Source organism: Winogradskyella bathintestinalis (genome assembly GCF_030407435.1).
In the GTDB taxonomy this organism is placed as follows: Bacteria; Bacteroidota; Bacteroidia; order Flavobacteriales; family Flavobacteriaceae; genus Winogradskyella; species Winogradskyella bathintestinalis.
Genome location: NZ_JASDDK010000002.1, coordinates 203315 through 215794, shown reverse-complemented (window position 1 = coordinate 215794; position 12480 = coordinate 203315). Strand labels below are relative to the sequence as shown.

The 12480-nt window shown below is 32.9% G+C and carries 12 protein-coding genes; 8 read left to right on the top strand and 4 right to left on the bottom strand.

The window, feature by feature from the left end; translation table 11 throughout:
* Window positions 1-153: 153 nt before the first annotated feature.
* Window positions 154-678 carry a hypothetical protein gene (locus QMA06_RS05860; RefSeq protein ID WP_290205936.1) on the top strand — a complete coding sequence of 175 codons (525 nt, stop codon included), beginning with the start codon at window positions 154-156 and terminating at the stop codon, window positions 676-678.
* Between the two features lie 112 nt (window positions 679-790).
* On the opposite strand, the gene QMA06_RS05855 is transcribed toward QMA06_RS05860, so the two are convergent.
* Window positions 791-1525, bottom strand: coding sequence for a hypothetical protein (locus tag QMA06_RS05855; RefSeq protein WP_290205935.1), 735 nt, complete (start codon window positions 1523-1525; stop codon window positions 791-793).
* Between the two features lie 20 nt (window positions 1526-1545).
* The gene (locus QMA06_RS05850) at window positions 1546-2154 is read right to left on the bottom strand and encodes an acyl carrier protein phosphodiesterase (protein WP_290205934.1); all 609 of its coding nucleotides are present in this window, start codon (window positions 2152-2154) and stop codon (window positions 1546-1548) included.
* 79 nt (window positions 2155-2233) lie between these two features.
* Between QMA06_RS05850 and glmM the strand changes: the two genes are divergently transcribed.
* On the top strand, window positions 2234-3622 hold the full coding sequence (gene glmM, locus QMA06_RS05845) for a phosphoglucosamine mutase (RefSeq protein ID WP_290205933.1): 1389 nt from the start codon (window positions 2234-2236) through the stop codon (window positions 3620-3622).
* Window positions 3623-3729: 107 nt separating this feature from the next.
* Window positions 3730-5238, top strand: a complete 1509-nt coding sequence (locus QMA06_RS05840; protein ID WP_290205932.1) for an aminotransferase class V-fold PLP-dependent enzyme — start codon at window positions 3730-3732, stop codon at window positions 5236-5238.
* A 73-nt stretch (window positions 5239-5311) separates the two neighbouring features.
* On the opposite strand, the gene QMA06_RS05835 is transcribed toward QMA06_RS05840, so the two are convergent.
* Complete coding sequence (locus tag QMA06_RS05835; RefSeq protein ID WP_290205931.1) at window positions 5312-6202, bottom strand: lysophospholipid acyltransferase family protein; 891 nt, start codon at window positions 6200-6202, stop codon at window positions 5312-5314.
* 222 nt (window positions 6203-6424) lie between these two features.
* Between QMA06_RS05835 and QMA06_RS05830 the strand changes: the two genes are divergently transcribed.
* Complete coding sequence (locus tag QMA06_RS05830) at window positions 6425-7084, top strand: rhomboid family intramembrane serine protease (protein WP_290206627.1); 660 nt, start codon at window positions 6425-6427, stop codon at window positions 7082-7084.
* 13 nt (window positions 7085-7097) lie between these two features.
* Here the strand turns inward: QMA06_RS05830 and QMA06_RS05825 are convergent, their stop codons facing one another.
* Window positions 7098-8252 carry a TlpA disulfide reductase family protein gene (locus QMA06_RS05825; RefSeq protein ID WP_290205930.1) on the bottom strand — a complete coding sequence of 385 codons (1155 nt, stop codon included), beginning with the start codon at window positions 8250-8252 and terminating at the stop codon, window positions 7098-7100.
* A 152-nt stretch (window positions 8253-8404) separates the two neighbouring features.
* Here QMA06_RS05825 and mnmE point away from each other — a divergent pair, with 152 nt between their 5' ends.
* The 4 genes from mnmE (at window position 8405) to QMA06_RS05805 (ending at window position 12433) form a co-directional block, all read left to right on the top strand.
* A complete protein-coding gene (gene mnmE, locus QMA06_RS05820) occupies window positions 8405-9802 on the top strand; it encodes a tRNA uridine-5-carboxymethylaminomethyl(34) synthesis GTPase MnmE (RefSeq protein ID WP_290205929.1) in 1398 nt (465 codons plus the stop codon).
* Window positions 9803-9932: 130 nt separating this feature from the next.
* Entirely contained in the window at window positions 9933-10385 is a 453-nt protein-coding gene (locus tag QMA06_RS05815; RefSeq protein ID WP_290205928.1) for a helix-turn-helix domain-containing protein, read from the top strand.
* 6 nt (window positions 10386-10391) lie between these two features.
* Entirely contained in the window at window positions 10392-11486 is a 1095-nt protein-coding gene (locus QMA06_RS05810; RefSeq protein WP_290205927.1) for a site-specific integrase, read from the top strand.
* Window positions 11486-12433 (top strand): DUF6617 family protein, encoded by a 948-nt coding sequence (locus tag QMA06_RS05805; RefSeq protein WP_290205926.1) that lies wholly within the window; start codon window positions 11486-11488, stop codon window positions 12431-12433. Before QMA06_RS05810 ends, QMA06_RS05805 begins: the two co-directional genes overlap by 1 nt.
* Window positions 12434-12480 lie beyond the last annotated feature (47 nt).

Here is a 12480-nt window from a genome sequence, read left to right as displayed (position 1 = left end):
GTTTTATATTTATAATATGGTAAGAATATTGAGATTCAAGTGAGTAGACAAGCACTTTATAAAAAGCATAAGTTTTGAAATATGATGCTATTTATAGGAATTAAATTTTATTATTTTAGTTTTTTATTAATCATATTTAACAATTACTGAAAAATGAAATTATTAGGAATAGGATCGAGAATTAATCATATAGAATATGGTATCGGAGTCGTTACAAATGTAACCTCAAAACATTATTGGGTTACGTTTATTGAGAATGGATTAGAAACTATAGATTTAGATTCGGAATTCGAAACCATTGAAGCTATAGAAGATGATGTCGATACGGTTAGTTTTTATGAGGTTGAACGCAGTTTAAAGTCTCTACTGAGGAAATGGTCTGATGTGTCTGAAGTCATCACTATAGCTGATAAATGGAAAGGAGGAAAGCTTATTTTGCAACCGGCAGATGCTAATTTAAAATCTAGTGAATTACCAATAGATAAATTCTTTCATAAAATTACCATGGTTCGCGATCGCTTACGTGTTATGGAACAAAAGATAAATTCTAGTAATTTAGAAGAACAAGAAAAGATAGATTTACAACAATATATAACAAGAAGTTATGGTAGTTTAACAAGTTTTAATGTATTGTTTAAGCTAAAATCTCAGCAGTTTGTAGGCCAACGGTCTAAGTAGGTTAGAATCGTTAACGCATTTATGAATCATATATTTATTTGTTAATCAAATAGTCATTGCTAATGAGGATTAGGATCTCACAAGTTCTGAGTATGCCAGTTTTTTAAAAACATCAGAGTTTTAAACCTTTGATGTTTTCATTTTCTAAACCAAACACTAGAAATTTATGAAACGTAGGCAATTGCGCTCCACTTTCTGTTGTTGTCCAATTTTGCCAAGTGGCTTTTAATCCCTTAATCGGGAGGATATCTACCCACATTTGAAAGCTCTCAGGTTTTCCTGTGTCATCGAAATGCCATAAATATGAATCTCCAGGTGTAGAGCCTCCGGCGGTATAAGTTACTAAAAGAGCTGCTTCGTGATTTTCGGTGTTTGTTATTAACCGACGTTCAACACCATCATCAAAGACTTTATAAGGAGCCACCAACCAAAACGAATCGTTATTGAAATAATCTACTGCTTTTTGTATGTAATCATTTTTTTCTATTCCACTATATTCTTGTTCCACAACAAATACTTTGGAATTATCACGATTTTCTAAATCTAAAATAACTGTAAAATTACTCCAAGATACTTCACAAATATTATCTGCTTTATACCATTTATAATGGTGTCTGTCTTTAAACGTCCATTCTAAATAATCGGTATTTAGATAAGCATCTTCATCCAGGGCTCCAAGCATTTTAGTGGCTAATAAATCGGCTTTATCACCTTGTGGTCCTGTTGGTAAATCTTCGTTGTATTTTAAATACATAAAACCGAATAGCAAAAGCGTCGGTAACGTGAAGAATATTATAATTCCTCCAATAATTTTTAGTATTTTTTTTAATCTTTTTTTCGATTTCAAGAAGTTATGCTTTTTTATGTTCAAATTTTATTCAAAAACTGTTTTTCAATTTCTTTACGTTTTATTTTACTAAAGCTTAATAAGTCTTCAAAAAATAGCGTAAAATCGTTTTCAAAAGCTTCATAATGTGCTTTCAACTCTTTAGTGGCTTCATTCATTTTAGAGCGACCTTTTGTTCTATGGTTCATGCCGTTTAAAACGGTTTGAATACCTTCTATCGTAGCATAACTGAGTAGCCAATTTCCTTCAATCATCATAGGAACTAAAGTTTTAAAACGTGGTGGAAGAATTGGTATATGTTTGGATAAACTCTTATAAAAATCCGCGATATATATATTTAATGGGATATGGGAATAAGTCGTCCAATTTTTTGCTAAGAAATGATCGAAAAAAATATCAACTATAACTCCACTGTAATGACTGTAGTTTTTATGCAGTCTTTTGGTGCATTGTCTAAAAAGTGGATGAGCATCAGTAAATGTATCAATATTTCTATGAAGCAGTATACCCATTTGAATTTCTAAGGGGTACAATTTGTATTTATTTCCTCGAACTCCATCTCCAACAAAGTTGCCAATAGTGATCAGTTCGTTGTCTCCTGAGAGGTAAATATGGGCGAGAAAATTCATGTGTCGAATTTACAAATTCATAATAACATAATAGTGAAAAACAGTATATCTATTTATATTTGCTGAAAATCAAAAATTTATGACCTTAATAAAATCAATTTCAGGAATTCGAGGCACCATTGGTGGAACTGTAGATGAAAATTTAACACCGATAGATGCCGTTAAATTTGCAGCAGCTTATGGTACCTGGCTAAAATCTCAACGCCAAAAAGAATCTTATAGAGTTGTTGTTGGTCGTGATGCGCGAATTTCTGGTGAGATGATTCAGAATTTAGTGATGAATACTTTAGTCGGATTAGGAATTCATGTTATTGATTTAGGATTGTCAACCACACCAACCGTTGAAATTGCTGTGCCACTAGAACATGCAGATGGTGGTATTATTTTAACTGCGAGTCATAATCCAAAACAATGGAATGCTTTAAAGCTTCTAAATGCTAAAGGAGAATTTTTAAATGGTGAAGAAGGCCAGAAAATTTTGAAGATTGCCGAATCTAATGACATGAATTTTGCCGAAGTTGATGACTTAGGAAAAATAACGATTAATGATGCTTATATTGATATACATATCGATGAAGTTTTAGATTTAGAATTAGTTAATAAAAAAGCTATAGAAAATGCTAATTTTAAGGTAGTTGTGGATGGTGTAAATTCTACTGGAGGGATTGCCATACCATTATTATTAGAACGTTTGGGTGTAGAAGCTGTAAAATTATACTGTGAACCAACGGGTCATTTTCCCCATAATCCAGAACCTTTGAAAGAACACCTAAGCGATTTAGCAAAAGCCGTTGTGAAAGAACATGCGGATTTCGGAATTGTTGTAGATCCCGATGTCGATCGTTTAGCATTTATGGACGAAAAAGGTGAAATGTTCGGTGAAGAATATACGTTGGTGGCATGTGCCGATTACGTATTAAGCAAAACCCCTGGAAATACGGTAAGTAATATGAGTTCTACTCGGGCCTTGCGCGATGTTACTGAAAAACATGGAGGAACTTATGAGGCAAGTGCCGTCGGTGAAGTAAACGTTGTTGATTTAATGAAGAAAAATAACGTGGTTATTGGAGGAGAAGGTAATGGAGGTATAATTTATCCGAAATCGCATTATGGTCGAGATGCTTTAGTTGGAGTCGCTTTATTTTTAAGTTTATTAGCTGAAAAGAAAATGACCGTGAGTGAATTAAGAGCAACTTACCCTAACTATTTTATGAGTAAAAAGAAAATTCAATTGACCCCAGGATTGGATGTTGATGGAATTTTAAAAACAATGGAAGCCAACTACAGTAATGAAAAACTAACGACAATAGATGGTTTAAAAATTGATTTTGCTGAAAGTTGGGTACATTTAAGAAAAAGTAATACAGAACCCATTATTAGAATTTATACGGAAGCTCCATCGCAAGAAACGGCAGATACTTTAGCGGACCGTTTTATAGGGGAAATAAGTACTATTGCTAATATTTAGTACCTTTGATTGAAATTTGAAACTCATAATTCTTATTGATAAATTGAGTTATATTAATTGCCATTTATCCCGTTTATAATAGCGGAACTTAACCTTAAAACATGGATATGACGTTAATTTCTGAAACTTTAAAAACTGAAACTTCTGATTTAGAAAAATATTTCAGCAAATTCAGGCCCCATATCATAGGTCAAGAACAAACTTTTGTATCCCCATACGGAAAGCAAAAAATTATTTATACAGATTGGACAGCTTCTGGTCGATTATACAGACCAATAGAAGAAAAACTGATAAATGATTTCGGACCTTTTGTAGCCAATACACATACTGAAACTACTGTTTCTGGTACAGCAATGACCAAAGCATACCACAAAGCAAGGCACATTATTAAAGATCATGTCAATGCCAATGATGATGATATTCTTATTGTTTCGGGTAATGGTATGACAGGCGTTGTTAATAAATTTCAGCGTATTTTGGGTTTAAAGGTTCCTGAGAATTTAAAAGACTTTACGATGATTCCAGATGAAATGCGACCAGTCGTATTTATCTCACACATGGAGCATCATTCTAACCAAACAACTTGGTTAGAGACTATGGCAAAAGTTGAGGTGGTGCCGCCAAATGATGACGGTCTATTCTGTTTGGAGAATTTAGAAAAATTACTAATTCAATATAAAGATTGTACCATTAAAATAGCTTCTATTGTAGGAGGCTCTAATGTAACAGGTATTCAGATTCCACATCATAAGGTTGCAAAATTAATGCATCAACACGGTGGGGTTTGTTTTGTAGATTTTGCATGTTCTGCGCCATATGTAGATATTGATATGCATCCCAATGATAAAGCAGCTCAACTAGATGCGATATTCTTTTCACCTCATAAATTTTTAGGAGGTCCAGGAACTTCGGGTGTTTTGGTTTTCAATAAAAAGTTATATAAAAATATGGTACCAGATTGCCCAGGTGGAGGTACCGTAAGTTGGACGAATCCTTGGGGAGAACACAAGTATATCGATAATATTGAGGATCGTGAAGATGGTGGTACACCAGGTTTCCTTCAAACTATAAAAACAGCGCTTTCTATTCGTTTAAAAGAACAAATGGGAGTAACTAATATGTTGAAGCGTGAACATGAGCTCGTAAATATTATTTTCGAAAAGCTTGCTAACGTACCTAATATAAATATTCTAGCCGGTCAGCATACAGATAGATTAGGAGTGATTTCGTTTTATATAGATGATTTGCATTTTAATTTAGCTGTAAAATTGTTGAATGATAAATTCGGAATTCAAACACGTGGAGGTTGTAGTTGTGCAGGAACCTACGGTCATTTTTTATTGCATGTAGACCAACAAATGTCTCATCAATTAACCAATGAAATATCTATTGGAGATTTAATACGTAAGCCCGGTTGGATACGTATGTCTGTTCACCCAACGACGACTAATGCTGAAATAAAATTTGTTTGTAATAGTGTAATTGAACTAGCTAAACAACATGACGAATGGTCTAAAGATTATGAATATTCTAAGTGCAATAATGAATTTGTACATAAAACGCTGCTAGATCAACCATGTACTGCGGTGGATGTAGATTTATGGTTTGAAATGTAATTTAGTAAAGTTTGATAACAGACTAAATTTTAATAAATCTTAACGTAACGATTAATAAATCTTAACGTAACGATTAAAGAAACTTAGCAGGAACCTTATTTCTATGCTTCCAGCGTCTATGCGTCCATAAATAAAACTGAGGGGCTTTAATAATTTGTTCTTCAAGAAGTTTGAAAAATATATCAGTGATTTCGAAATCTTTATATTCCTTTGGATGTTCAGAAATGGTCTTAAAAGTGGTTTCATAATATCCACGTTTTATGCGTTTTACACTAAAAAATACAACCGCCATATCTAATCTTTTAGCCAACATTTCGGCTCCCGTGTACATAGGGACTTTAATGCCCATAAATTCGTTCCAATGAAATGCTTTGCTTGCCTTGGGAGTTTGGTCTGAAACAAAACCATTAATGGTTAATTCACCGTTCTTCTTACTTTTAAGAAGCACCTGAAATGTTTCTTTTGTGGTTATTAGGTGCGAATTATATTTGGCTCTAATACGTTTTATTAATTTATCAAAATGCTTATTTGCCAAACGTTTGTAAACAGCAAATCCTTTGTGCTTTACATATTTTTGTAAAATAAAAATCCATTCCCAACTGCCGTAATGGCCACACATCAATATTACACTTCTATTCTTATCTTCTAAATCATTTAATACTTCTACATTGGTAAACTTAAAGCGTTTTTTCATTTGCGCTTCGGTAATCGTTAAAGATTTAATAGCTTCAAACATCATGTCGCAAAAATGATGATAGAATTTATTTGTAATGGTTGAAATTTCTTGTTCTGATTTATTAGGAAAAACTAATCTTAAATTTTCTTTTACAACGGTTTTCCTGTAACCAAAAATGCGGTAAACAAAAAAACAAACGAAATCAGAAAGCCCATACAGTAACCGAAAAGGTAATATTGAAATGAGCCAAAGAATAGGGTAAATTAAAATATAAACAATGAGTTGCATTAGGGTACGATTGCATTTAATGAACGCGCTACGTTATCAATTTGTTAGAAAATTAAAAAGTTGAATGATATGCGTTATTTTAAATCTACGGCTCTAACGTTTCAGGGCTATACAAATAAAATATGATTTTAATGCAATACAAAATATTTAATTTTAAAACTTAAAAATAATAAACGAGTTCAAGTGCAAATATATATATTTGAATTAGAAGAAATAGTTTTTATGGGTAATTTGGGAATAAGTATTGTGACTATTATAATTATTGCGGCTAATGCTATCATATCCTTTAAAGGATTTGGAGATCGTGCGTTTTTTGAGAAGTTCAAATTCAATGTAGGAAGCATAAAACGTGGTGAACAGATACGGATGATAAGTTCAGGGTTTCTTCACGCAGATATGGCGCATTTTATTTTTAACATGTTTACCCTGTATATCTTTGCAAATGTGGTTGTTTTGCAATTGGGAGCATTCAATTTTGTAATAATCTATTTCGCCAGTTTAATATTTGGTAATCTATTATCGCTTTATTTTCATAAAGATGAATATTGGTATAGTGCGATTGGAGCTAGTGGGGCAGTGACAGGAATTTTGTATTCAGCTATATTATTGAGACCCGAAATGGATTTGTATATGTTTTTTGTTCCTGTGCCGATTCCCGGATATGTATTTGGTATTGGTTATTTATTATATTCCATTTATGGAATGAAAAAAAGAATTGGTAACATTGGTCACGATGCCCATTTTGGTGGTGCGATAGGAGGTTATATTGTAACACTACTATTAATGCCGAGTTTGTTTAAAACAGATTTGGGCCATATCGGTTTGTTAGCCATCCCAATAATTATCTTATTTGTGCTGCATAAAACAGGAAAGCTAAACTAGCAGAATTTTCAACTTACTTTTGCAATAATTCAGCTACTTTAAGTCTTAAGGCGTTACCTCTTAAATTTTTTGCGGCAATTCTACCTTCCTTATCCAATATATACGTTGCAGGAATTGACTGTATATTATAAAGTTTAGCTACTGGGTCATTAAAATATTTTAAATATGATAACTGCGTCCATGTGAGCTTATCTTTTTCAACGGCATCGAGCCATGCTTTTTTAGGGTCTTTTTGTCCCCGAGTACCATCGAGAGAAATGCCTATTATTTCTAAACCGTCTTTATGGAATTCATTATAAACCTTAACTACATTCGGGTTTTCTCTTCGGCAAGGTCCACACCAAGCTGCCCAAAAATCGATGATAGTGACTTTTCCTTTTAGATCCTCAAGTGCAATCATTTGGTCATCGGCATTAGGTGCTTTAAAATTGGGAGCCACCATACCAATTTTGAGATTGCTAGTTTTCATATGGATGTTATAAAGATTGTCTAAGGTTAATTTAGTTGCAGAGCCGGCCTTAGTGGATTTTACAGAAGCCGCTAGGTTATTGTAAGCATTCCTAAATTTTTCGATATCCAATTTTGGTTTTTTAATAGCTTCCTGAATAAGATATAAGCTAAAGAAATCCTCATTATTTTCATTTATATAATCAATTATGTATTGTGATTTTTCATTTTCAATGGCTTCTAATTGTTTTGATAGCGCATCTTGTTTTACCATATCCCTTTTTGATCTCGCTTTTCTCAGTTCCAGATTTATAGGTTGCAACTTTTTTTCAAAAGCATTAATCTCTGTTAGATATACCTCATACTGATTATGGGATTTAGAACCTGTGATTTTAGATTTGACTATGTTAGTTTTATTGATATCAATAGAGATTTCGCTGTTTTCTATCAGTATTGGTAATTTGCCCGGTATACTATTTATAGTAATATTATACAAGGTTGGTGCGCTTACTTTACCTTCAAAAGTAAATTGATTGTTTACAACCATTTTAGTTTCAACGGTTTTGTCTCTTCCTCTATCGTCAGTAATATTCAGATGAACTCTTACACCATTATAGACGTCATTGGCTGTACCTTTTATTATAAAATCGGTTCGTTTTGGTTCTTCCTTGCAACCAAAAAATAAAAGACTAATAACTGTGTACAGGATGATTTTTTTCATAATTCCGACTAACTAAGGGTTCTAAATTTTAGGTAATACAAATATAAAAACATTGCTTTAAAACCAAATATTATATTGAATCTCTTAAAGTTGAACTTACATATTTAAAGTTTCTCATAATTTACAATACTTTTGCAACAAAGAATGTGAATATGCATAACGATACTATTGTAGCTTTAGCCACACCATCGGGAAGTGGAGCGATTGCGGTTATACGCTTATCTGGTAACGAAGCAATAACTATTGCTTCAACTTGTTTTAAGTCGGTTTCAAATAAGAATTTATTAAAACAGAAAACTCATACCATTCACTTAGGTCATATTGTTGAAAACGAACGAACTATTGATGAAGTATTGGTGTCTATTTTTAAAGATCCGAATTCTTATACTGGCGAAAATGTTGTGGAAATATCTTGCCATGGCTCGTCTTATATTCAACAAGAAATTATTCAACTCTTTTTAAGACAGGGTTGCCGAATGGCTACAGCAGGAGAATTTACGTTGCGAGCTTTTTTAAATGGTAAGCTAGATTTAAGTCAGGCGGAAGCCGTAGCGGATTTAATTTCTAGTGATAACGAAGCCTCTCATCAAATAGCCATGCAGCAAATGCGTGGCGGATTTTCTTCTGAGATTGCCAAATTACGTGAAGAACTTTTAAATTTTGCGTCTTTAATTGAGCTAGAACTGGACTTTGCTGAAGAAGATGTGGAATTTGCAGACCGGACTCAATTTAAACAACTCATTGAGCGTATTACATTTGTTTTAAAACGATTAATAGATTCCTTCTCTGTGGGTAATGTGATTAAAAATGGGATTCCAGTGGCCATAGTAGGCGAGCCAAATGTTGGGAAATCGACATTGCTAAATGCCTTATTAAATGAAGACCGAGCTATAGTTTCTGAAATTGCAGGAACAACTAGAGATACTATTGAAGATGAAATTTCCATAGGAGGCATTGGTTTTCGGTTTATTGATACTGCAGGTATCCGAGACACTAAGGATGTTGTGGAAAGTATAGGCATAAAAAAAACATTCGAAAAGATTGAGCAGGCGCAAGTGGTTATGTATATAAGCCCCCTAACCCCCAAAGGGGGAATTGCCGAGGAAACTATAATCGAGATTGAAAAAATTAAGAATAAATTTCCGCAAAAACAGCTTTTGGTCATTCTAAATAAAATTGACCAGATAACAGCTACTGAACTCGCAGATTTAATTACCAATTTAAAACCACATGTCCCAAACCTCATTCCTATTTCTGCAAAGACTGGTTTTGGGGTAGAAGCGTTAACCAATAAATTGCTCGATTTAATAAACACAGGGGCGCTAAGAAATAACGAAACCATCGTCACAAATTCACGTCATTATGACGCCTTATTAAAGGCTTTTGAAGAAATTCAAAAGGTTCAATTTGGTTTAGAAACTGGTTTGTCTGGAGATTTATTGGCAATTGATATTCGTCAGGCTTTGTACCACTTTGGCGAAATTACAGGTGAGATTACTAATGATGATTTGTTGGGTAATATATTCGCTAACTTTTGTATCGGGAAGTAACTTACTTTCTTTTATTTGTTAATCCCTTGTTATTGTTGACTTTATAAGTTTTTATCTTCTTTTATTTGTTGTTTATTTGCTCTTTTTTGATTAAATTTGTTGTATATCTGTTGCCTTAAATTCGGTTTTGTTGCCCATTTCTGTTGGCGAAGATATTGGCGAAATGATGCACCATAACGCACCACGTTGCACCATAACGCTACATAAAGCACCATTTATGAGCAGTAATTTATACATCCCAAAAATTTGTAAACATTGCGGAAATGCGTTTACAGCACGTACAACAGTAACTAAATACTGTGGCGATACTTGCGCTAAAAAAGCCTATAAGGCCAGAAAACGCAAAGACAAAATCCAAGCTACTCTTGATGCGGATATGAAGCAAAAAAATGAAGTGGTTGAGGTTCACAATCCCAATGCTGTAAACAATAAGGATTTTTTAAGCGTTACAGAAGCCTCACAACTTATTGGTGTTAGTAGATGGACCATTCAAAGAATGATTCAACAAGGACGTTTAAAAGCTGTCCCTTTTGGCAGAAAACGTATTGTAGCCAGATGGCAAATAGAAAACCTTTTTAATTAGCATCCTATGAAAGTAACATTGAGACAACGCAAGAAGAACGACAAAATAAGTTTGTATTTAGATTACTATCATAAGGGTAAACGCAAAACAGAATATTTACGTTTATATCTTACGGTTAACCCTAAAACCAAAACCGAAAGAGAAGTCAACAAGAAAACCAAGCAATTGGCGGAAACTATTTGTGCACAGCGACAAATCGAAATTCAAAATGGTATCTATGGCTTTCAAGATATTGAAAAGTTGAAAGGCAGTTTTATTACTTACATTACAGCTTTAGCAGAAAAGAAAAATACAAGCTCTGGCAATTATGGGAATTGGAATAGTATGCTAAAACATTTAAAAACCTTTTGTCCAACTGATGTTAGTTTTCAAGATATAGACAAATCGTTTGTTGAGCGTTTCAAAGAGTATTTAGATAAAGATGCAATAGGTAGAGCAGGTAAAAAACTGTCTCAAAATTCTAAATATTCATATTATGGTAAATTTTCGGCAGCACTTAAACAAGCTGTTAAAGATGGTATTTTAAAAGTAAATCCTGCTAATGGTGTAGAGTATTTTAAACAAGGCGAACCTCAACGAGAATTTTTAACACTTGATGAATTACAAAAAGCAGTAAATACAAAATGCGAATTACCTATTCTAAAAAATGCCTTTATTTTTTCAGCTTTAACCGGATTGCGCTGGTCTGATATTGAAAAACTGATTTGGTCAGAAATCCAACATTCTAAAGAAATGGGATTTTACATTCGTTTCAGACAAAAGAAAACTAAAGGCGTTGAAACCTTGCCTATTTCAGACCAAGCAAGAGAATTGTTAGGCGATGAAGGTAAACCCGAAGAAAAAGTATTTCAAGGTTTACATTATAGTGCCTGGTCTAACTTAAAACTACAACAATGGATAATGAAAGCAGGTATTACAAAGAATATCACGTTCCATTGTGCGCGCCATACTTACGCTACTTTACAGCTTACTTTAGGAACAGACATATATACTGTATCAAAATTATTAGGTCATAAAGAGTTAAGAACAACACAGATTTATGCCAAAGTAATTGACGATAAAAAGAAAGAAGCTGCTAACCGTATTCAACTGGATTTATAATGAAAGCAAGTATATTTTCGAGTTTGGTTTCTATAACCAATGGCTTACACAGAGATAATAAACAGGAAAAGGATTTTAAATACTTGTTGTCTGATTTTAAAATGAATCCAAAAGCTAATAAAGCAGTTTTTAAAGTAAACTTTAAAAAGCCTTTAAATGCTAAAAAAGAATACTACCAAAAGCTAATATATAATGAAACAGAAAAGACATTAGTATCATTTGAAAAAGAATTTCCTAAAAATGCTACAATTCCAGAAAATAAATACAGCTTTACTATTCTGCTTAATAAATTTGACAAGTACTTAAATGACATTGCAAGTTTTATAGATAAAAGAGGAATAACAGCAGATTTAAGTAATGATGATAATTATATCATAAACTACTTAAAAGTTTCTGTAATACGATTATATGCTGAACTGCAAGAACAATATGGACAATTTTCAGAAAACGCAAACTTCACAATTTTAGAAATAGCTGAAAAGTATTTTAATGACACCACGTTTGATGTTAATCAGATAGAAAAAACGAACAATAAAAAAACAGTTACTAAAAAAGCACCGAAAGTTACAGCGAAACCAAAAACCTCATTTGGTTATAAAAACAAAGACACCTCAACCTTATTAACTGTACTAAAGCTACTAAATTTAAAAATAGATGTATTAGATAACCGAACAACAGTTGAACAGTTACACAAGCTATTAATAGCAAAAGATTTTAAAGATACAGAATCGCAAATCTATCTTCAATGCGAAACAACACAGTTTAGTTACTTGGTAACAAAGCTAAAACCATTTTTCAAAGGTTTTAATCCTACAGCAATTGAGCGTTCTGGAAAATTTATAACCAAAACAAATACACCACTTAAAGCAAATAATCTTCATAAAAACAAAGTGCACAATCCAAAAGAAAAGGAAGAAATAGATAAAATCATCCAACAACTGCAATAAAAAACAGTAAGAATAGTAAGAAACCTTACTGTTGTCTTACCCTTGTT